Annotated in this window: 18 protein-coding genes; 11 read left to right on the top strand and 7 right to left on the bottom strand. The window is 67.2% G+C overall.

Going from position 1 to position 21,534, the window contains the following annotated elements; translation table 11 throughout:
• Window positions 1-10 precede the first annotated feature (10 nt).
• From JF542_RS10285 to JF542_RS10300, 4 genes are all read right to left on the bottom strand, one after another.
• On the bottom strand, window positions 11-892 hold the full coding sequence (locus JF542_RS10285) for a F0F1 ATP synthase subunit gamma (protein WP_207075768.1): 882 nt from the start codon (window positions 890-892) through the stop codon (window positions 11-13).
• Between the two features lie 21 nt (window positions 893-913).
• Window positions 914-2,452 (bottom strand): F0F1 ATP synthase subunit alpha, encoded by a 1,539-nt coding sequence (atpA, locus tag JF542_RS10290; RefSeq protein WP_207075769.1) that lies wholly within the window; start codon window positions 2,450-2,452, stop codon window positions 914-916.
• Window positions 2,453-3,019 (bottom strand): F0F1 ATP synthase subunit delta, encoded by a 567-nt coding sequence (locus tag JF542_RS10295; RefSeq protein WP_110739996.1) that lies wholly within the window; start codon window positions 3,017-3,019, stop codon window positions 2,453-2,455.
• 483 nt (window positions 3,020-3,502) lie between these two features.
• Complete coding sequence (locus JF542_RS10300; RefSeq protein WP_007795228.1) at window positions 3,503-4,252, bottom strand: methyltransferase domain-containing protein; 750 nt, start codon at window positions 4,250-4,252, stop codon at window positions 3,503-3,505.
• Window positions 4,253-4,315: 63 nt separating this feature from the next.
• Here JF542_RS10300 and gloB point away from each other — a divergent pair, with 63 nt between their 5' ends.
• From gloB to JF542_RS10315, 3 genes are all read left to right on the top strand, one after another.
• Entirely contained in the window at window positions 4,316-5,071 is a 756-nt protein-coding gene (gloB, locus tag JF542_RS10305) for a hydroxyacylglutathione hydrolase (RefSeq protein WP_207075770.1), read from the top strand.
• A 155-nt stretch (window positions 5,072-5,226) separates the two neighbouring features.
• Window positions 5,227-7,557 carry an ATP-dependent Clp protease ATP-binding subunit ClpA gene (clpA, locus tag JF542_RS10310; protein WP_007795234.1) on the top strand — a complete coding sequence of 777 codons (2,331 nt, stop codon included), beginning with the start codon at window positions 5,227-5,229 and terminating at the stop codon, window positions 7,555-7,557.
• 227 nt (window positions 7,558-7,784) lie between these two features.
• Window positions 7,785-8,498: a FadR/GntR family transcriptional regulator gene (locus JF542_RS10315; protein WP_007795237.1), complete on the top strand. Its 714-nt coding sequence runs from the start codon at window positions 7,785-7,787 to the stop codon at window positions 8,496-8,498.
• A gap of 13 nt (window positions 8,499-8,511) precedes the next feature.
• On the opposite strand, the gene JF542_RS10320 is transcribed toward JF542_RS10315, so the two are convergent.
• Window positions 8,512-9,189, bottom strand: a complete 678-nt coding sequence (locus JF542_RS10320) for a DUF1028 domain-containing protein (protein WP_207075772.1) — start codon at window positions 9,187-9,189, stop codon at window positions 8,512-8,514.
• 104 nt (window positions 9,190-9,293) lie between these two features.
• Here JF542_RS10320 and JF542_RS10325 point away from each other — a divergent pair, with 104 nt between their 5' ends.
• The 8 genes from JF542_RS10325 to cueR all read left to right on the top strand — a co-directional run bounded on the left by JF542_RS10325 (window position 9,294) and on the right by cueR (window position 19,659).
• Complete coding sequence (locus tag JF542_RS10325; protein ID WP_207075773.1) at window positions 9,294-10,871, top strand: ABC transporter substrate-binding protein; 1,578 nt, start codon at window positions 9,294-9,296, stop codon at window positions 10,869-10,871.
• A gap of 240 nt (window positions 10,872-11,111) precedes the next feature.
• The gene (locus tag JF542_RS10330) at window positions 11,112-12,059 is read left to right on the top strand and encodes an ABC transporter permease (protein WP_207075774.1); all 948 of its coding nucleotides are present in this window, start codon (window positions 11,112-11,114) and stop codon (window positions 12,057-12,059) included.
• The gene (locus JF542_RS10335) at window positions 12,056-13,933 is read left to right on the top strand and encodes a dipeptide/oligopeptide/nickel ABC transporter permease/ATP-binding protein (protein ID WP_207075775.1); all 1,878 of its coding nucleotides are present in this window, start codon (window positions 12,056-12,058) and stop codon (window positions 13,931-13,933) included. Before JF542_RS10330 ends, JF542_RS10335 begins: the two co-directional genes overlap by 4 nt.
• Window positions 13,930-14,880 carry an ABC transporter ATP-binding protein gene (locus JF542_RS10340; RefSeq protein WP_207075776.1) on the top strand — a complete coding sequence of 317 codons (951 nt, stop codon included), beginning with the start codon at window positions 13,930-13,932 and terminating at the stop codon, window positions 14,878-14,880. The genes JF542_RS10335 and JF542_RS10340 overlap by 4 nt, the downstream gene beginning before the upstream one ends.
• Window positions 14,881-14,990: 110 nt before the next feature.
• Window positions 14,991-16,187, top strand: coding sequence for a dual-specificity RNA methyltransferase RlmN (gene rlmN, locus JF542_RS10345; RefSeq protein WP_207075777.1), 1,197 nt, complete (start codon window positions 14,991-14,993; stop codon window positions 16,185-16,187).
• 92 nt (window positions 16,188-16,279) lie between these two features.
• Window positions 16,280-16,705 (top strand): hypothetical protein, encoded by a 426-nt coding sequence (locus JF542_RS10350; protein ID WP_207075778.1) that lies wholly within the window; start codon window positions 16,280-16,282, stop codon window positions 16,703-16,705.
• Between the two features lie 81 nt (window positions 16,706-16,786).
• Window positions 16,787-19,273, top strand: coding sequence for a heavy metal translocating P-type ATPase (locus JF542_RS10355; protein ID WP_207075779.1), 2,487 nt, complete (start codon window positions 16,787-16,789; stop codon window positions 19,271-19,273).
• Window positions 19,270-19,659, top strand: coding sequence for a Cu(I)-responsive transcriptional regulator (gene cueR / locus JF542_RS10360; RefSeq protein WP_207075780.1), 390 nt, complete (start codon window positions 19,270-19,272; stop codon window positions 19,657-19,659). The genes JF542_RS10355 and cueR overlap by 4 nt, the downstream gene beginning before the upstream one ends.
• A 12-nt stretch (window positions 19,660-19,671) precedes the next feature.
• Here the strand turns inward: cueR and JF542_RS10365 are convergent, their stop codons facing one another.
• Both JF542_RS10365 and JF542_RS10370 read right to left on the bottom strand, forming a co-directional pair.
• The gene (locus JF542_RS10365; protein ID WP_007795272.1) at window positions 19,672-20,055 is read right to left on the bottom strand and encodes a hypothetical protein; all 384 of its coding nucleotides are present in this window, start codon (window positions 20,053-20,055) and stop codon (window positions 19,672-19,674) included.
• Complete coding sequence (locus JF542_RS10370) at window positions 20,052-21,533, bottom strand: NAD-dependent succinate-semialdehyde dehydrogenase (protein ID WP_207075781.1); 1,482 nt, start codon at window positions 21,531-21,533, stop codon at window positions 20,052-20,054. The genes JF542_RS10365 and JF542_RS10370 overlap by 4 nt, the downstream gene beginning before the upstream one ends.
• Window position 21,534: the final 1 nt, after the last annotated feature.

Below are 21,534 nucleotides of genomic sequence, written 5' to 3' on the forward strand. Positions count from 1 at the left end.
TCTCCGGTTCTTAGAGCGCCTCGGCGCCCGAGATGATTTCGATCAGTTCGTTGGTGATGACCGCCTGACGCGAGCGGTTGTACTCGATGGTCAGCTTGTCGATCATCTCGCCCGCGTTGCGCGTGGCGTTGTCCATGGCGCTCATCCGAGCCCCCTGTTCCGAGGCGGCGTTCTCCAGCAGAGCCGAGAAGATCTGGGTAGAGACACCCCGGGGAAGGAGATCGGCAAGGATGGCTTCCTCGCCGGGCTCGTATTCATAGAGCGGGGACGCACCGGCGTCGTCACCTTCGGCCGCGTCGAACTGGGCCGGGATGATCTGCTGGGCGGTCGGGACCTGCGAAATCACGGTCTCGAACTTCGCATAGAAGATGGTCGCCACGTCGAACTCGCCCTCGTCGAAACGGTTGAGCAGGTCCTTGGCGATCGACTGCGCATCCGCATAGCCGATCTTCTTGACCTCGCTGAGGTCCACGTGACCCACGAACAGCGACCCGTGCTCACGGGAAAGCTGTTCACGGCCCTTCTTCCCGACGGTGAGGATCTTCACCGTCTTGCCCTCGGCCTTCAGCTTGGCGATCGCGGCGCGCGCCGCCTTCACGATGGAGCTGTTGAAGCCCCCGCAAAGGCCGCGCTCGGCGGTCATCACGACGAGCATGTGCACGTCGTCCTTGCCGGTGCCGGACAGCAGCTTCGGCGCGGTCGGGCTGCCGCCCACCGACGCCGCCAGCGATCCGAGCACCGCATTGAAGCGCTCGGAATACGGGCGTGCCATCTCGGCCGCGTCCTGTGCCCGCCGCAGTTTCGCGGCGGCCACCATCTGCATGGCCTTGGTGATCTTCCGGGTCGACTTGACCGAGGAGATCCTGGTCTTGAGGTCCTTGAGGCTAGGCATAATCCTGTCCTTTCAGGGCGCTCAGGCGTAGGTCGCGGCGAATTCGTCGAGCGCAGCCTTCAGCTTGTCAGCGGGTTCACCCTTGATCTTCGGGTCTTCGCTCTCGATCCACTCGAGGATGTCCTTGCGCTGGCCGCGCAGGAAGGACAGCAGGGCGGATTCGAACTTGCCCACTTCACGGACCGGGACATCGTCCAGGTAGCCGTTGGTGCCGGCGAAGATGATGCACACGATCTCGGCGTTGGTGAGCGGCGAATACTGCGGCTGCTTCATCAGCTCGGTCAGACGCGCACCGCGGTTCAGCAGCTTCTGAGTTGCGGCGTCGAGGTCCGAGCCGAACTGGGCGAAGGCCGCCATTTCACGATACTGGGCCAGCGACAGCTTCACCGGGCCGGCAACCGAGGACATCGCCTTGGTCTGGGCCGAGGAGCCGACGCGCGACACCGACAGACCGGTGTTCACGGCCGGGCGGATGCCCTGGAAGAACAGCTCGGTCTCGAGGAAGATCTGGCCGTCGGTGATCGAGATCACGTTGGTCGGAATGAAGGCCGACACGTCGCCGCCCTGGGTCTCGATGATCGGCAGCGCGGTCAGCGAGCCGGCACCGTGATCCTCGTTCAGCTTGGCCGAACGCTCGAGCAGGCGCGAGTGAAGGTAGAACACGTCGCCCGGGTAGGCTTCGCGGCCCGGCGGACGGCGCAGCAGCAGCGACATCTGGCGGTAGGACACGGCCTGCTTGGACAGGTCATCATAGATGATGAGCGCGTGCTTGCCGTTGTCGCGGAAGTACTCGGCCATCGCGGTCGCGGCGTAGGGCGCGAGGAACTGCATCGGCGCCGGGTCGGACGCGGTGGCGGCCACGACGATGGAGTAGTCGATGGCGCCGGAGGCTTCGAGGCGCTTCACCAGCTGCGCCACGGTCGAGCGCTTCTGGCCGACGGCCACGTAGACGCAGTACAGCTTCTTGCTGTCGTCGTCGCCGGCGGCGTCGTTGTAGGATTTCTGGTTCAGGATCGCGTCGAGAGCGATGGCGGTCTTGCCGGTCTGACGGTCGCCAATGATCAGCTCACGCTGGCCACGGCCGATCGGGATCATCGCGTCGACCGACTTGAGGCCGGTTGCCATCGGCTCGTGCACCGATTTACGCGGGATGATGCCCGGTGCCTTCACGTCCGCGACGCGGCGCTCCGCGGCCTCGATCGGCCCCTTGCCGTCGATCGGGTTGCCGAGCGCGTCGACCACGCGGCCAAGCAGGCCGGGGCCCGCGGGCACGTCCACGATCGAGTTGGTGCGCTTGACGACGTCACCTTCCTTGATGTCGCGGTCGGAGCCGAAGATCACGATACCGACGTTGTCACGCTCGAGGTTCAGGGCCATCCCCATGATGCCGCCCGGGAACTCGACCATTTCGCCGGCCTTCACGGAGTCGAGGCCGTGCACGCGGGCAATACCGTCGCCGACGGAGAGCACGCGACCCACTTCGGCGACTTCGGCCTCCTGACCGAAGTTCTTGATCTGGTCCTTTAGGATCGCAGAAATCTCGGCTGCTTGGATACCCATTTATCCGACCTCTTTCATTGCATTCTGGAGGGAGTTGAGCTTGGCACGGACCGACGTGTCGATCATCTTCGAGCCCACCTTAACGACGAGACCACCGATGAGGGATTCATCAACGGTCGACTTGATCTTCACGTCCTTGCCGACGCTGCTTTTCAGTGTCTCGGCCAGCTTGCTGGCCTGCGCATCGCTGAGTGCGGTCGCCGAGGTCACCTCGGCAGTCACTTCACCCTTCTCGACGGCGATCATCTCGCGCAGCTGCGCCACCAGGTGGGGCAGCACGAACAGGCGGCGCTTTTCGGCCATCAGGCCAAGCGCGTTGTGCAGTGCCTTGTCGAGGCCCATCTTCGAAGACACGGCAAGGATGCCGTCCTTCTGTGCCTGGCGCGGATAGACCGGCGAGGAGATCATGTCGCGCAGGTCGGGGCTGTCAGCCAGCGCTTGAGCGAGGTCGTCGGTATCGCTCTCGAGCTTTCCGACGGAGTTGTTCTCTTTGGCGATGTCGAAGATCGCCGTGGCATAGCGTGCCGCGATGCCGCTGGAGATCGAAGCTGGTTCTGACACGTCCACCCTTCCGATATGAGGCCCCCGCGACACACGGGTGTCTCCCGGTGTCCGGAGGCGTTGTCCCTGCCCCGGGAGGTCCCGTGGCGTCGAAATCAGCGCGGATGTAGCAGAGCCTCCCCGCCCTCGCAACATGCTTAGGCGGCTTTGGGACGGACTGGAACCCGCCTTTTTCCAAGTACTTGCGCATTTTCGCGAGACGAGAACACGGCAGGCTTTTGGAAACAGTGGATTTTTCATTAATCCGGTCGTGCCGGAGGGTCGCTCCTTCAAACTTCGAAGCTGCTGGAAGCGATAGCGCAAACGCGGAAAAACCGTTGCCGCGCTGCAGCGCAACCACCTGTCGCGACCGACAAAAGTCGGAGCTTCGGCGTTCCTCAGGCGGACGGTGTTATCGCAACCGGCGACACGGTCAAGACGGAGCGAGTCACGTCCCGGTGACCGATTCTTCGCCCGGGTCGAGCCACTGCCCCTCTGGCTCAACCCAGGTCAGATCGCCTTCGGCTCCTTCTTCGGAGACGGTGTCAGCACGTCGAGCGGGTTGGGCACCCGCACCTTGTCGCCCAGCCCGGTGCGCTTCGGAGGGTAGCGCTTCGACGCCCGCACGATCAGCACCCCTCCGGCCACCAGAGCCGGAATCGCCCGGCCGATGCGCTCCCACGCCGGGCCGGTGCGCATCCAGAAACGCCGGCTCGACGGCGGCTGGTACAGCACCGAGACGTGGCTCTGTCGAATGAAGTCGTGGCGCTTGAGCTGGCTGTCGAGCTGGCTCAGAGAGTAGGGACGGCCGTAGCCGAAAGGCGTGGCATCCGAGCGCGCCCAGAGACCCGAGCGGTTGGGCACGATGAACAGCGCCTCGCCACCCGGCCCCAGCACCCGGTAGCATTCGTCGAGCAGCTCGGACGGGCTGTCGGAGGTCTCGAGCCCGTGCATCATCACCAGCCGGTCGACATGGCCGGTCTCGAGCGGCCAGAGCGTCTCTTCGCAGAGCACGGTGACATTGAGCTGCCCCTGCGGCCAGGGCAGCACGCCCTGCGGGCCGGGCATCAGCCCGATCACCCGGCGGGCATCGGGCAGGTAGGGACGCAGCAGGGGCACGGCAAAGCCGTAGCCCACCATGGTATGGCCCTTGCCCGTGGGCCAATAGCGCTGCACCTGATCGCGCACGGCCCGTTGCGCTGCACGCCCCAGCGCGCTGCGGTAATAGAAGTCCCTCAGATTATGCACATCAAGGTGCATTGCGGCGCTCTCGTTGATCCTCCAAGTTGGGGGCCACTCTGGCAAAGCCGATAAGGAAAGACCATGGAGATCGTCACCGTTCCCTGCCTCAGCGACAATTACGCCTATCTGGTGAAGGCGCCCGATGGCGTCTGTCTGATCGACGCCCCCGAGGCGGGTCCGATCATCGAGGCGCTCGAAAGCCGCGGCTGGGAGCTCGATACGCTGCTCATCACCCACCACCACCACGACCATGTCGGCGGCGTCGCCGAACTGCGCGAGAGATACGGCTGCACCGTCGTCGGCCCCAAGGCCGAGGAGGCCAAGCTCCCGCCGCTCGACACCGCGGTCGACGGGGGCGACACGCTGCAGGTCGCCGGCACCCCGGTCGAGGTGATCTTCGTGCCCGGCCACACGCTGGGCCATGTCGCCTTCCATTTCCCCGAAGCACAGGCCGTGTTCACCGCCGACAGCCTGATGGCGCTTGGCTGCGGCCGCATCTTCGAGGGCACGCCCGACATGATGTGGGAGAGCCTGTCGAAACTGATTGCGCTACCGCCCGAAACCCTGGTTTGCTCGGGTCACGAGTACACAAGCGCGAACGCCCGCTTCGCCTTGACTATTGAACCCGGCAACGAGGCGCTTAAATTGAGATCTGACGCCATTGCCAAAGCCCGGACAGAGGGGCGCGCCACTGCCACCTGCAAGCTGTCCGAGGAACTGGCCACGAACCCTTTCCTGCGTCCCGCATCCCCCGAGATCCGCGATCGACTGGGCATGAATGACGCACCCGACGCGGCGGTTTTCGCCGAGGTTCGGGCCCGAAAGGACAGTTTCTGACCCGCCGCTTTTCACGCCGCATTGCAGGGATCACTTCAATTGTGAGCGCTGCGGGTCGAGAATTCTCTTGAAGCGTGGTCGGTATCGACCAAACTTTAAACTGTAGAAGGCAAAGTCGGGTCCCGAGCCCGACGCAGACAAAGAGGAGCGCCGCCGTGCCGTCTTTCTCGAATACCCTGGAACAGGCCATTCACGCAGCTCTGGCGCTCGCGAACTCGCGCAGCCATGAATTCGCGACGCTGGAACATCTCCTGCTCGCCCTGATTGACGAACCCGATGCTGCCCGCGTGATGAAGGCCTGCTCCGTGGACACCGAGGAGCTGCGGACCACCCTGGTGGAGTTCATCGACGAAGACCTCTCGAATCTCGTCACCGATATCGAGGGCTCCGAGGCGGTGCCGACCGCAGCATTCCAGCGCGTGATCCAGCGCGCCGCAATCCACGTGCAGTCCTCGGGCCGCACCGAGGTGACCGGCGCCAACGTGCTCGTGGCGATCTTCGCCGAGCGCGAGTCGAACGCGGCCTATTTCCTGCAGGAGCAGGACATGACCCGTTACGACGCGGTGAACTTCATCGCGCATGGCGTGGCCAAGAACCCCGCCTACGGCGAATCGCGCCCCGTTCAGGGCGCGACCGAGGCCGAGGAAGAGGCCAAGGCGCAAACGCAGGAGCCTGCCGGCGACAACAAGGAATCGGCACTCGGCAAGTATTGCGTCGATCTCAACGCCAAGTCCCGCAAGGGCGATGTCGATCCGCTGATCGGCCGCGAGCACGAGGTCGAGCGCGCCATCCAGGTGCTGTGCCGGCGGCGCAAGAACAACCCGCTGCTGGTCGGTGATCCCGGCGTCGGCAAGACCGCCATCGCCGAAGGCCTGGCGCGCAAGATCGTCAACGGCGACACCCCAGAGGTGCTGTCGAACACCACGATCTACTCGCTCGACATGGGCGCGCTGCTGGCCGGCACCCGCTACCGCGGCGATTTCGAAGAGCGGCTCAAGGCCGTGGTGACCGAGCTCGAGGAACATCCCGACGCGGTGCTGTTCATCGACGAGATCCACACCGTGATCGGCGCCGGCGCCACCTCGGGCGGCGCAATGGATGCCTCGAACCTCCTGAAGCCCGCGCTTCAGGGCGGCAAGCTGCGCACCATGGGCTCCACCACCTACAAGGAGTTCCGCCAGCACTTCGAGAAGGACCGCGCGCTCAGCCGCCGGTTCCAGAAGATCGACGTGAGCGAGCCCTCGGTCGACGACACGGTCAAGATCCTCAAGGGCCTCAAGCCCTATTTCGAGGAGCACCACTCGATCAAGTACACGGCCGACGCCATCAAGTCGGCGGTCGAGCTCTCGGCGCGCTACATCAATGACCGCAAGCTGCCCGACAAGGCGATCGACGTGATCGACGAGGCCGGCGCGGCACAGCACCTGGTGGCCGAATCCAAGCGTCGCAAGACCATCGGCGCCAAGGAGATCGAGGCCGTGGTCGCCAAGATCGCGCGCATCCCGCCGAAGAACGTCTCCAAGGACGATGCCGAGGTGCTCAAGGATCTCGAAAAGACCCTCAAGCGTGTCGTGTTCGGTCAGGACACCGCGATCGAGGCGCTCAGCTCGGCGATCAAGCTGGCCCGTGCCGGCCTGCGCGAACCGGAAAAGCCGATCGGCAACTACCTGTTCGCCGGCCCCACCGGCGTCGGCAAGACCGAGGTGGCCAAGCAGCTCGCCAGCACGCTGGGCGTCGAACTGCTGCGCTTCGACATGTCCGAGTACATGGAGAAACACGCGGTCTCGCGCCTGATCGGGGCGCCTCCGGGTTATGTCGGCTTCGACCAGGGTGGCCAGCTCACCGACGGCGTGGACCAGCACCCGCATTGCGTGCTCTTGCTCGACGAGATCGAGAAGGCGCACCCGGATGTCTACAACATCCTGCTACAGGTGATGGACCACGGCTCGCTGACCGACCACAACGGCCGGACGGTGGATTTCCGCAACGTGATCCTGATCATGACCTCGAACGCCGGCGCCGCCGAGCAGGCCAAGGCGGCCATCGGTTTCGGGCGCGACCGCCGCGAGGGCGAGGACACCGCCGCCATCGAGCGCACCTTCACGCCGGAATTCCGCAACCGTCTCGACGCGGTCATCAGCTTCCAGCCGCTGCCCAAGGAGGTCATCCTGTCGGTGGTCGAGAAGTTCGTGCTGCAGCTCGAAGCCCAGCTCATGGACCGCAACGTCACCATCGAGCTCACCAAGCCGGCGGCCGAATGGCTGGCCGACAAGGGCTACGACGACCGCATGGGCGCGCGCCCGCTGGGCCGCGTGATCCAGGAGAACCTCAAGAAGCCGCTCGCCGAGGAGCTGCTCTTCGGCAAGCTCACCAAGGGCGGCGTGGTCAAGGTTGGCGTCAAGGACGACAAGCTCTCGCTGTCGATCGAGGGGCCGGACAAGCTGCGCCTGTCCTCGAAGAAGCCGCCGCTTCTCACTGCTGACTGAGCCTGAGGGCTGCACCCTCGCAAGCATACTCCGCCGCGCCCCGCGCGGCGGAGTTTTTTTCATCCCTTTCGCGCCAAGACCCGCGCCGCGGCGCTGGCCCATGGCACCCTGCCAGCGTAAGGATGACACGATCCCCCGCGCCGACCTGCCCGCCGGCCGGCGACAGGATCCCGGAGGAGCTCGTGCCGCAACGATCCAGGAAATTCCCGCCCCGACGCTCGCGCCCGGTGCAGCTTGCCGACACGATCAAGGAATGGGTCGTGGAGCACCAGCTCAAGGCCGGTGACCGCCTGCCGGGAGAGGCCGAGCTGATCGAAAGCCATGGCCGCTCCAAGGGCACGGTGCGCGAGGCGATGCGCATTCTCGAGGCTCAGGGCCTGGTCGAGACCCGCACCGGCCCCGGCGGCGGCAGTTTCGTGGCCGAGGTCTCGCCCGACCGCGCGCAGTCGCTGCTGGCGAATTTCTTCTATTTCCGCGACCTGTCGATCAAGGACATCTACCAGATCCGCAAGCTGCTCGAGCCCGAAGTCGCCGCCACCCTCGCCGGCAAGCTCAGCGACGAACAGCTCGCCGCGCTCGAGGCGGTGGTGGCGGAATATTCCGCGCCTGCGGAGACCGTCGAGGAAGAGCGCGCGCAGCATGTCTCGTCGCTGCAGTTCCACGCCTTGCTCGCCTCCTATTCCGACAACGACCTGCTGGCCTTCCTGGTGCGATTCATGGCGCGCATGCTGACCGAGCTGACCGTCTGGCGCCGGCTCTACGAGCCGCCCAATCCCACGCTCTGGGAGGCTGGGCGCCGGCACCAGCTGCAGTTGATCGAGGCGCTGCGCGCGGGGGACGCCGAGACCGCGCGCCGGGTGATGCGCGATCACATGGAAGGCGCCGAGACACAGATGCAGGCGCAGGAGGCCGAGGTGCTGCGCCGCTTCATCGCGGAGTGAGCGACGCGCGACCTCAGACGTCCGGTGCCTTTTCCGGCGCGCGGGTGCGATCCACCGCCACCGGCACCACGTCGAGCCAGTCGGCATAAGGCGCGCCGGTGGCCCGCGCGAGCAACGCCTCGAGCGCGTCGAGCGGCGCCTCGGCATAATCGATGCGCAAGGTCAGCGGCGGAGCTTCGGGGTTCAGCACCAGAAGCGCCGCCGATTTGAGTCCGCGCCTGTCGGACGCATCCGCATCCGCCGCGCGCAGCGCCGCGAGCAGCCGCTCGGCCATGCCGCCCGCCGCATCGAGATACCCTTGCCGCAGCGCCGGCAGCACCCGCTCCCCGCCCAGCATGTTGCCCGCCACCACGAGCCCCGGTTCGGCGATGTGGCTGGCATGGGGGACACTCGCATCGCCGGTGAACCCCGCACTCTGCCCCGCGAGATCGAGCGCGCTCAGCTGGCGATGCCCGCGCCCCGGATCGGCGCCGGTGATCTCGGCCACCGCCTGTTCGGCGGTGCATCCATCGCGCATGGCGCGCAGCACATCCTCCCCCCAGAAGGTGGAAGGCGCGGTCCCCTGACTGGCAGAGAGACCCGAATCGAGCTCGCCGCGCAGCACCCAGCCGCCGACACAGAGGCTGCCCGTCGCCGCCGCGCCGCCATATGTGCCGGTTTCGTGGTCATGAGCGAGAAGCGAGAAGGTCATGGGAGACTCCGTCGAAATTCATCGTTGAATTTATCACGATAATTTGGCCTGCTTCAATTGATCATGATAAATTGCCGCACAGAGCCAACGGAGAGGATGAAAAGATGCACTTGCTGACCTGGACCCGCAGAGGCCTGCTGGCCACCGGCACCGCGCTTGCCCTGAGTTTCGGCCTTGGCCTGCCCGCAACCGCGCAGACCCCGCCCGGCGTGCTGATCGTCGGCCAGATCGCCGAGCCCAAGGCGCTCGACCCGGCGGCGGTGACCGCGGTGAACGATTTCCGCATCCTGATGAACGTCTATGACGGGCTGGTGCGCTACAAGTCCGGCACGCTTGAGGTCGAACCGGCGCTCGCCACCGCGTGGGAGATCAGCGAGGACGGCACGGAATACACCTTCACCCTGCGCGAGGGCGTCACCTTCCACGACGGCAGCCCGTTCAATGCCGAGGCGGTGGTGTTCAACTTCGAGCGCATGCTGAACGAGGATCACCCCTATCACGACACCGGCCCGTTCCCGCTGGCCTTCTTCTTTTCCTCGGTCTCCAGCGTCGAGGCGGTGGACGACCTGACGGTGAAATTCACCCTCTCGGAGCCCTACGCGCCGTTCCTGTCGAACCTCGCCTACCCGACCGGGCTGATCGTCTCGCCGGCAGCGGTCGAGCAGCACGGCGCCGATTTCGGTCGCAACCCCTCGGGGACCGGCGCGTTCACCTTCGCCGAGTGGCGCAGCAACGAGGCTGTGGTGGTCGAAGCCAACCCCGATTACTGGGACGGCGCACCGGAGCTGCAGGCGGTGGTCTTCCGCCCGATCACCGACGCCAACACCCGCACAGCCGAGATGCTGGCGGGCGGCATCGACATGATGGTCGAGGTGCCCCCGGTGGCGCTGTCGCAGTTCCAGGACGACGCCTTCCAGGTCTTCGAACAGGCCGGGCCGCATGTCTGGTTCCTGATCCTCAACGCCAAGGAAGGCCCCTTCGCAGACAAGCGCGTGCGGCAGGCGGCGAACTACGCCATCAACAAGGAGGCGCTGGTCAACGACGTGCTCGAGGGCACCGCCGAGGTCGCCGCCGGCCCGACCCCGCCAGCCTTTGCCTGGGCCTATAACGAGGCGCTCGAACCCTACCCGTACGACCCGGAGAAGGCGAAAGAGCTGATCGCCGAGGCCGGCGCCGAGGGCGCGGAGCTGACCTTCTACGTGACCGAGGGCGGCTCGGGGATGCTCGACCCGGTGGCCATGGGCACCGCGATCCAGGCCGATCTCAACGCCGTGGGGCTCGACACGACGATCGAGACCTACGAGTGGAACACCTTCCTCGGGCAGGTGAACCCCGGGCTCGAGGGCAAGGCGGACATGGCCGAGATGGCCTGGATGACCAACGATCCCGACACCCTGCCCTTCCTCGCCCTGCGCACCGAAGCCTGGCCCGACAAGGGCGGCTTCAACTCGGGCTACTATTCCAACCCGGAGGTCGATGAGCTGCTCGAGAAGGCCCGCGTGGCGACCGATCAGGACGAGCGCGCGGCGCTCTACAAGCAGATGCAGGAGATCGTGCAAGAGGACGCGCCCTGGGTCTTCGTGGCGAACTGGAAACAGAACGCGGTGACAAATGACCGTGTCGAGGGGTTCGAGCTGCAGCCGTCGTTCTTCCTGCTGCTGGACGATGTGAGCAAGGACTGAGCCTGTTCCGAGGGGTTTCGGACCGGGCGTTGCCCGGTCCGACCGGCGCGGGCCTGCGGCCCGCGAGAGACGGGGGCGGGCCTGTGGCCCGACGAGAGAGGTTGCGGACCTGCGGCCCGCGAGACGAAGGGGCGCTGCCCCTCTGCGCTTGCGCGCATTCACCCCGGAGTATTTGGAACGTAGAGAAGATGCAGGGTCGCGCGGAGAGGATGGGCCGCGCAGGGTCAGGAAGGAGGCCGTTTGGGTCGCTATATTCTGAAACGGCTGGTCTCGGCGGTGCCGGTGCTTCTGGGCATCACGGTGATCGTCTTCGCCATCATGGCGATGATCCCCGGCGATCCGGCGACCGCGATCCTCGGCAGCTATGCCACGCCGGAGAATGTCGAGAAGCTGAACCGGGATCTCGGGCTCGATAAGCCGGCAGTGCAGCGCTATTTCATCTGGCTGTGGAACATGGTGCAGGGCGATTTCGGACGCTCGTTCTCGCTCAACCGTCCGGTGCTCGACGAGGTGCTCGACCGGTTCGGGGCCACGCTGGTGCTGGCGGGCACGTCCTTCGTGCTGTGCTCGGTGATCGGCGTGGCGGCGGGCGTGGTCTCGGCGGCACGGCAATACGGGCCGGCGGACAAGGCGATCACCTTCGCGGTGCTGCTGGGGATCTCGATCCCGTCCTTCTTTCTCGGCATGATGATGATCCTGATCTTCGCCGTGCAGCTGCGCTGGTTCCCGGCCTCGGGCATGTGGCCGATCTATGGCGACCGGACGCTTCCGGTTCTGGTGACGCATCTGACCATGCCGGCGCTGGCGCTCGCCGTGGTGGCCACCGGGGTGGTGGCACGGCTGTCGCGCTCGGCGATGCTCGAGGTGCTGCGGCAGGACTACATCCGCACCGCCCGCGCCAAGGGCGTGCCCGAGCGCGGGGTGATCTGGCGCCACGCCCTGCGCGCGGCGATGGTCAGCATCCTGCCGGTGCTGGGCATCCAGGCGGGCTTCGTGCTGTCGGGCGCGGTCTATATCGAGATGGTGTTCCAGTGGCCCGGCGTCGGGCGGATGCTGGTCGACGCCATCCTCAAGCGCGACATCCTTCTGGTGCAGGGCGGCGTGGTGCTGGTGGCGGCCTGCTACGTGATGTTCAACATCGTGGTGGACGTGGCGCAGAGCCTGCTCGACCCGAGGATCAAGACATGAGCACGCTGGCCCTTCTTGCCCGCAACCGCCTGGCGCTGGCCGGGCTGATCGTCATGGGGCTGGTGGTGCTGCTGGCGCTCGTCACACCGTTGCTGCCGCTGCCGGATCCGGACGTGACCGACACCGGCAACCGCTTCCTGCCACCGTTCTCCGAGGGCGCGCTTCTGGGCACAGACCATCTTGGCCGGGACCAGCTGTCGCGGCTGCTCTGGGGCACGCGGCTGAGCCTCGCGGTGGGCTTTGCCGCCGCGACGATCGCCGCGGTTCTGGGCGCGGCGGTGGGGATCATCGCGGGCTATTACGGCGGCCGGGTCGACAACCTGATCATGCGCGGCGTCGACATGCTGATGGCGTTTCCCTACATCCTGCTGGCGCTGGCCATCGTGGCAGCCCTCGGGCCCGGCCTGCTCAACGCCTTGATCGCGGTGGCCGCCGTCAACATCCCGTTCTTCGCCCGCAACATCCGCGGCATCACCGTGGGCATTGCCAACAGGGAATTCGTCGATGCCGCCCGGCTGGCCGGCATGAATGATGCGCGCATCATCCTGAGCGAGGTGCTGCCCAACGTGATCCCGGTGATCGTCATCGCCATGTCGACCACCGTGGGGTGGATGATCCTCGAGACCGCCGGGCTGTCGTTCCTCGGACTGGGCAGCCAGCCACCGCAGGCCGATCTCGGCTCGATGCTGGGCGAGGCCCGGGCGGCGCTGATCACCAGCCCGCACACCTCGGTGGTGCCCGGCGCGATGATCCTGATCATCGTCATGGCGATCAACCTGCTGGGCGACGGCGTGCGCGACGCGCTCGACCCGCGGCTGCGGTCGGGGGCGCTGACCCGGCCGATGGCGGCGACGCTGGTGCGGCGCGAGGACCCGGCGCCCGAGCCGCAGGGCGACGACGTTCTGAGCCTGCGCGATCTGCAGACACAGTTCCACGTGAAGCACCGCATCTACCGCGCGGTGGGCGGGGTGAGCCTTGGCGTAAAGCCCGGCGAATGCCTGGGCATCATCGGCGAGAGCGGCTCGGGCAAGTCGGTGACGGCGCTGTCGGTGATGGGGCTGGTCGCCTCGCCGCCCGGCGTGATCACCGGCGGGGCCGTGCATTACCAGGGCGAGGATCTCGTGGGCGCGCCCTATGGCCGGCTGCGCGACCTGCGCGGGCGCGAGGTGGCCTATATCTTCCAGGATCCGCTGGCGACGCTGCACCCGCTCTACAAGGTCGGCGACCAGCTGGTCGAGGCGATCCGGGTGCATCACGCAATCTCCGACAGCGAGGCGCGGGCACGCGCGCTCGGCCTGCTGCGCGACGTGCGCATCCCCAACGCCGAGAGCCGACTCGACAGTTTCCCGCACGAGCTCTCCGGCGGGATGCGGCAGCGGGTGGGCATCGCCATGGCGCTGGCCAACGGTCCCGAGGTGATCATCGCCGATGAGCCGACCACCGCGCTCGACGTCACGGTGCAGGCGCAGATCCTGTCGCTGCTCGACACGCTGCGGCGCGAGAAGGGGCTGGCCATCGTCTTCATCACCCATGATTTCGGCGTGGTGGCGCAGCTCTGCGACCGTGTGGCGGTGATGTATGCCGGGCGCATCGTCGAGGAAGGCCCGACCCGCGCCCTGCTCGAGGCACCGGCGCACCCCTACACGAGGCGGCTGATCGCCTGCGTGCCAGAGCTTGGCGAGGGCAAGCGTAGGCTGCACGCCATCCCCGGCCTGCCGCCGGCGGTCAATGACCTGCCGCCGGGCTGCGCCTTCGCGCCGCGCTGCGACAAGGCGCAACCGGCCTGCCGGCAGGGTGAGATCGCGCTCGACGCCTACGGCCCGCGCAGGCTGCGCTGCCTCTATCCCGAGACCGAGCTGGAGGGCACCGCATGAGCCTCGCATTGCGGCTTGAGAACCTGTCGAAGAGTTTTGCCGTGGGCAAGCGGCTGTTCGGCGCGCCCAAGGGGCATGTGCACGCGGTGCACCCGGTGACGCTGGACGTGCCCGAGGGCGAGACGCTGGGCATCGTCGGCGAGTCGGGCTGCGGCAAGTCCACGCTGGCGCGGATGCTGGTCGGTCTGCTCGCCCCCTCGGGCGGGCATATCGAGATCGAGGGGCAGCCGCTCGACACCGCCGATCCGGCCGAGTTCGGCAAGCGCATCCAGTACGTCTTTCAGGACCCGATCAGCTCACTCAACCCGCGCAAGACCATCCGGCAGATCATGGAGGTGTCCCTGAAGCGCCTGCACGGCATGGACCGCGCGGCACGGGACAAGCGCATTTCGGAGATCTTCGCCCAGGTGAACCTGCGCGAGGAGTTCCTCGAGCGCTACCCGCACGAGTTCTCCGGCGGTCAGGCGCAGCGCATCGGCATCGCGCGGGCGCTGGCGGCGGAGGCGCGGATCCTGATCCTCGACGAGCCGGTCTCGGCGCTCGACGTGTCGGTGCAGGCGCAGGTGCTGAACCTGCTGGCGGATCTGAAGGCACGGCTGGGGCTGACCTACCTGTTCATCTCGCACGATCTGGCGGTCGTCGAGGCGGTGAGCGACCGCGTGGCGGTGCTCTATTTCGGCTCGGTGGTCGAGGTCGGACGCGCCGAGGACGTGTTCTCGGCGCCGCGCCACCCCTACACCAAGCTGCTGGCCGACAGCGCGCCGGTGGTGGGCCGGGCGCTGAGCCCGCCCGAGAGCCGCGAGACCGAGCTGCCCGATCCGCTGAACCCGCCCAAGGGCTGCGCCTTCCGCGCCCGGTGCCCCAACGCGGGCCCGCGCTGCGCCGAAGAGGTGCCGCAGCTCGAAGGCGAGACAGGGCAGGTCGCCTGCTTCCACCCGTTGCGCTAGGCCACGCTTCAAGTCGGCGTGAGGCGCCCCGCCTGCCCGGCAAGCGCGGCCTTTGTTTTTTTCACCGAATCCTGTATAGGGGCGTCTTCTTCAGACAGAGGATGACCGAGATGGCCGCAGATGCGCCGATCACGCAGGACGTGATGACGATGCCCCGCAAGCTGCCCGAGAGCGGCAAGCTGAACCTCGTGGGCCTGACCCGCGAGGCGCTTCGTGCTGCCCTGATCGAGATGGGCACGCCGGAAAAGCAGGCCAAGATGCGCGTCAACCAGATCTGGCAGTGGGTCTATCACTGGGGCGTGCGCGACTTTGCCGAGATGACCAATCTCGCCAAGGAATACCGCGCCAAGCTCGACGCCCATTTCGAGATCCTCCTGCCCGAGATCGTCTCGAAGAACGTCTCGGTCGACGGCACCCGCAAGTACCTCGTCCGCATCGCCGGCGGCCACGAGGTCGAGGTGGTCTACATACCCGAGGAAGGCCGCGGCACGCTCTGCATCTCGAGCCAGGTCGGCTGCACGCTGACCTGTTCGTTCTGCCACACCGGCACCCAGAAGCTGGTCCGCAACCTGACCGCGGGCGAAATCGTCGGCCAGATCATGCTGGCCCGCGACGATCTCGACGAGTGGCCCGAGCCGGGCACCGGCACCGGCGAGGGCGGCCCGCGCCTGCTGTCGAACATCGTGCTGATGGGCATGGGCGAGCCGCTCTACAATTTCGACAACGTGCGCGACGCGATGAAGATCGCCATGGATGGCGAGGGCATCGCCCTGTCGCGCCGGCGCATCACGCTGTCGACCTCGGGTGTGGTGCCCGAGATCGCCAAATGCGCCGAGGAAATCGGCTGCCTGATGGCGGTGAGCTTCCACGCCACCACCGACGAGGTGCGCAACAAGCTGGTGCCGATCAACAAGCGCTGGAACATCGAGACGCTGCTGAACGCGCTGCGCGACTACCCGCGCCTGTCGAACTCCGAGCGCATCACCTTTGAATACGTGATGCTCAAGGACGTGAACGACAGCGACGCCGACGCCCGCCGTCTGGTCAACCTGATCAAGGGCATCCCGGCCAAGATCAACCTGATCCCGTTCAACGAATGGCCCGGCGCGCCCTACGAGCGCTCGGACTGGGAGCGGATCGAGCGCTTTGCCGATATCGTCTACAAGGCCGGCTACGCCTCGCCGATCCGCACCCCGCGCGGCGAGGACATCATGGCCGCCTGTGGTCAGCTCAAATCCGCCACCGAGCGCGCCCGCAAGTCGCGCGCCCAGATCGCCGCCGAAACCGGGGCGAGCGGCGCCGCTTGACTTTTCTGACTTAAACGATCAGGATTAACTCACCCAGCCAGCCCGCCTCCGGGCAGCCCGGACGCGCGACGCCACTGGCTGGGAGAGTTTCCATGCGACATGAACGGTTCGACCGGGTCGACCTGCGGCCCGCCGAGCGCTGGCTCATCGAGCTTCTGCGCCTCTGGCGCGACGATGACGAGGCCGCAGCACAGCTCTTGCTGCGCGATGCACTTGGCTTCACCCGCGCCCGCGCCTGCCTGCGTGCCTTTGGCGAGCTGGCCGACCTGCTGACCCGGCACGGCTGGCACAGCCCGCTGATTCTACAGCAAGGGGCCGCCAGCAGCAGCGAGGACGAGCGCGCCATCGCCCGCTTCGTGCTGACCGCCACCGAGCAGGATCGCGAACAGGCGCTTCTAGAAGCCACCATGCTGGTCACTCCGGTGCATGTGCTGACGCTGGTCAATACCGCCGAGCGCGTCGGGCTGCCGCTGCTTTGCGGTGAATGCCGGTTGCGGCAGCGCTGCGTGCTGAACTGACGCAAGCCGCTGCGCGGGCCTTGACCTTCCAGTGACTGGAAGCATTATATCCCGGTCCAGACCAGACGAAAGGAGTCTGTCATGGCCGTGGAACCCATCCGTTTCGAAGTCACCAAGCTGAATTGCGGCGGCTGTGCCGGGCGTGCGCAGAAGGCGCTCTCCGGTGTGCCCGGCGTCGAGGAGGCGAGCGTCAACCTCGCCAACCGCATGGCGACAGTCGAGGGCTCGGCGGGCGTGCAGGCGCTGCGCGAAGCGCTGTCCTCGGCCGGATACCCGGCCCGCGAGGCGCAGGTGAAGCTCGCCATCGAGGGCATGAGCTGTGCCTCCTGCGTGAACCGCGTCGAGACGGCGCTGAGCGAGGTTCCGGGCGTGCTCTCGGCCAGCGTCAACCTCGCCAGCGAAACCGCCGACGTGACCCTGCTTGCCGGCAGCGCGGACAGCGCCGATCTCGCGCGGGTCGTCTCGGAGGCGGGCTATGCCGCGCGCCCCGCCGGGGACGACAGCGCCGCTCATGAAGCGCGCAAGGCAGCGGAGCATCGGGCGCTCAAGCGCGACCTGATCGTGGCCGCGGCCCTCACCCTGCCGGTCTTCGTCATCGAGATGGGCGGCCACCTGATCCCCGGCTTCCACGCGCTGGTGATGAACAGCATCGGCATGCAGGCCTCGTGGCTGCTGCAATTCGTGCTGATCACCGCCGTGCTGGCCGTCCCCGGTCGCCGTTTCTACCGCGTCGGGCTGCCGCTGCTGGCCAAGGGCGCGCCCGACATGAATTCGCTGGTCGCGCTCGGCACGCTGGCGGCCTGGGGCTATTCCACCGTGGCGCTGTTCCTGCCGGGTCTCCTGCCCGAGGCCAGCCGCGCGGTCTATTTCGAGGCCGCCGGCGTCATCGTCACGCTGATCCTGCTGGGCCGCTTCCTCGAGGCGCGCGCCAAGGGCCGCACAGGTGCCGCAATCAAGCGACTGGTCGGTTTGCGCCCCGCCACCGCGCGGGTCGAGCGCGAGGGCCGGATCACCGAAATCGCCATCGACGAGGTGCAGCTCGGCGACGAGGTGCACGTGCGCCCCGGCGAGCGCATCGCGGTGGACGGGACCCTGATCACCGGCAGCAGCTATATCGACGAGAGCATGATCACCGGCGAGCCGGTCCCGGTCGGCAAGGGCCCCGGCGACACGGTTGTGGGCGGCACGGTGAACGGCGCGAGCGCGCTGAGCTTCAAAGCCACCGCCGTGGGACGCGACACCATGCTGGCGCGGATCATCGCCATGGTCGAGGACGCGCAGGGCGCCAAGCTGCCGATCCAGGCGCTGGCCGACAAGGTGGTGATCTGGTTCGTGCCGGCGGTGATCGCCGCCGCCGCGCTGACCTTCCTCGCGTGGATGCTCTTCGGCCCCTCCCCGGCGCTGACCTACGCGCTGGTGGCCGGGGTCTCGGTGCTGATCATCGCCTGCCCCTGTGCCATGGGGCTTGCCACACCGACCTCGATCATGGTCGGCACCGGCCGCGCCGCCGAGCTCGGCGTGCTGTTCCGCAAGGGCGACGCGCTGCAGACGGTGGAGGGCAGCCGGGTGGTTGCTTTCGACAAGACCGGCACCCTGACCGAGGGCAAGCCGGCGCTGGTGCGCTCGGAGGCCGCTCCGGGGATCGCGCCCGCCGAGGTGCTGCGCCTCGCTGCAAGCGCCGAGCAAGGCTCGGAGCACCCGATTGCCCGCGCGCTGGAAGCCGCCGCTCAAGGCGCGCTGAGCCAGCCCGAGGACAGCGAGGCGATTGCCGGCCACGGCCTGTCCGCCACGGTCGAGGGGCGCGCACTGCTGGTGGGGGCAAAGCGTCTGATGACGCGCGAGGGCATCGCGCTCGGACCGCTGGAAGCCACCAATGACGACATCGCCGCCGCCGGGCAGACGCCGGTTCTGGTCGCCGTGGATGGTGCCATTGCCGGGGTCTTCGCGGTGGCCGACCGGGTCAAGCCCGGCGCAAGGGCAGCGGTCGAGGCGCTGCACGCACAGGGCATCAAGGTGGCGATGATCACCGGCGACACGCGCGCCACGGCGCAGGCCATCGCGGGCGAGCTGGGCATCGACCACGTCGAGGCCGAGGTGCTGCCCGAGGGCAAGCTTGCCGCGGTGAAGGCGCTGCGCGAGCGCTTTGGCCCCGTCGCCTTTGTCGGCGACGGCATCAACGACGCCCCGGCGCTGGCCGAGGCCGAGGTCGGCATCGCCATCGGCACCGGCACCGACGTGGCCATCGAGAGCGCCGACATCGTGCTGGTCTCGGGCGAGCTTGCGGGCGTGGTCGAGGCGTTCCACGTCAGCGGCGCGGTGCTGCGCAACATCCGGCAGAACCTGTTCTGGGCCTTCGGCTATAACGTGGCGCTGATCCCGGTGGCGGCGGGCATGCTCTATCCGGCCTTCGGACTGCTGCTGTCGCCGATGCTGGCGGCAGGCGCCATGGCGCTGTCCTCGGTCTTCGTGCTGAGCAACGCGCTGCGCCTGCGGCGTCTGGCACCGGTGATGACCCCGGCGCGCGAGCGGGCGCAGACCAAGCCGATGACACTGGAGGCGGCGGAATGAACATCGGTCAAGTGGCAGAGCGGGCGGGCCTTCCCGCCAAGACGATCCGCTATTACGAGGATATCGGGCTGGTGCGGCCGCAACGCTCGGAGAACGGCTATCGCGCCTTCTCAGAGCAGGACCTGCACAAGCTCGCCTTCCTCGCCCGGGCCCGGGCACTGGGCTTCACCATCGAGGATTGCCGCACCCTGCTGGGGCTGTACGAGGACGAGGCGCGCGAGAGCGCCGACGTCAAGGCGCTCGCCACCGAGCATCTCGTCCAGATCGAGGAAAAGATCGCCCAGCTGCGCGAGATGCACGCCACGCTGGCAAAGCTGGTCGAGGCCTGCCACGGCGATCATCGGCCCGATTGCCCGATCCTGCAGGGGTTGGCGGAAGAGGGCTGACGGCAGGACGGCTCAGCCGTCGCGGCGGCCGAGCCAGATCTTGTATTGCAGCCGCGCCCCGTCGCCCTGCGCCTTGCGCAGCTTTGCGCGGAACAGGCGGAACGCGCGTTCGGGATCCCGGTGATCGTCCCAGTTCTCGCCGGGACTGTCGGCGCCGATGATCTCCCACGCCACGTCGCGGGGCGGCTCGTGCAGCATCAGCGAAGCGGCCTCCATCATCCGCAGCCCTTCACCGTGATAAAGCCCGTAGCGCACCAGCGCCTCGGCGAGATCCACGGGCAGCCACGGGCTGCCGGCACCGGTATGGGCCGCCGCACGCCAGTCTTCCAGATCCGCCGGGGTCGGGAGCTGGTGCGGCGCGGGGAGAGGCCCCCCGCGCCTGCGTCCTGTCGTCATACGCTGAGGCAGACGTATTTCATCTCGAGGTAATCCTCGATGCCGTGATGCGAGCCCTCGCGGCCGAGGCCGGACTGCTTCACGCCGCCGAACGGGGCCACCTCGGTCGAGATGATGCCGGTGTTGACGCCGACGATGCCGTATTCCAGCGCCTCGGCGACCTTGTACACGCGGCTCAGGTCCTTGGCGTAGAAATAGGAGGCGAGCCCGAAGATGGTGTCGTTGGCCATCTCGATCACGTCGTCCTCGTTCTCGAACTTGAACAGCGGTGCCAGCGGGCCGAAGGTCTCGTCGGTGGAGAACTTCATATCGCGGGTGGCACCGGTGACGATGGTGGGCTCGATGAAGTAGCCCGGCCCCTGCAGCGTCTCGCCGCCGCCGAGGATGACCTCGGCGCCCTTCGACTTGGCGTCGGCGATGTGGTCCTGAACCTTCTCGATGGCCTTCGCGGTGATCAGCGGGCCAAGGTCGGTGCCGTCCTCGAGGCCGTCGCCGACCTTCATGTTGGCGACCGCGTCCTTGAGCTTGGCGGCGAAGGCATCATAGACGCCGGCCTGCACGTAGATGCGGTTGGCGCAGACGCAGGTCTGGCCGTTGTTGCGGAACTTGCACATGATCGCGCCCTGCACCGCCGCGTCGAGATCGGCGTCGTCGAACACGATGAACGGCGCGTTGCCGCCCAGCTCCATCGAGCATTTCATCACCTGGTCGGCGGCCTGGCCAAGCAGGATGCGGCCCACCTGGGTCGAGCCGGTGAAGGTCAGCTTGCGCACCTTGGGGTTCTCGCAGAACTCCTTGCCGACCTCGGAGGCACTGTCCGAGGGCAGCACGTTGAGCACGCCCGCCGGGATGCCTGCGCGCTCGGCCAGCACCGCCAGCGCCAGCGCCGAAAGCGGCGTCTCGGAGGCAGGGCGGGCGACGAAGGAACAGCCCGCGGCCAGCGCCGGGGCGACCTTGCGGGTGATCATCGCGTTGGGGAAGTTCCACGGCGTGATCGAGGCGGCCACGCCGATCGGCTGCTTCATCACCATGATGCGCTTGTCGCGCTGGTGGCCGGGGATGGTCTCGCCGTAGATGCGCTTGGCCTCCTCGGCGTAGAACTCGATGAAGCTGGCACCATAGGCGATCTCGCCCGCAGCCTCGGTGACCGGCTTGCCCATCTCGGCGGTGAGGATGGTGGCGAGGTCCTTCTGGTTCGCCATGATCAGGTCGAACCACTTGCGCATCACGGTCGAGCGCTCCTTGGCGGTCGATGCCGCCCAGTCCTTCTGCGCCAGATAGGCGCCGTCGATGGCACCCGCGACCTGCGCGCGGCTGAGATTGGCAACCTTGGCGATGACGTCGCCGCGGGCCGGGTTGGTGACCTCGAACTCGCCCTCGGCGCCGGTGATCCACTCACCGTTAACGTAGGCCTTGGTCTGCAGGAGGCTCGGATCGTCGAGAAGCGAGGGGAGATTGGTTGCGGTCTGATCCAGCATG

Origin of the sequence: Salipiger bermudensis (assembly GCF_017309175.1) — a bacterium.
GTDB lineage: Bacteria > Pseudomonadota > Alphaproteobacteria > Rhodobacterales > Rhodobacteraceae > Salipiger > Salipiger bermudensis.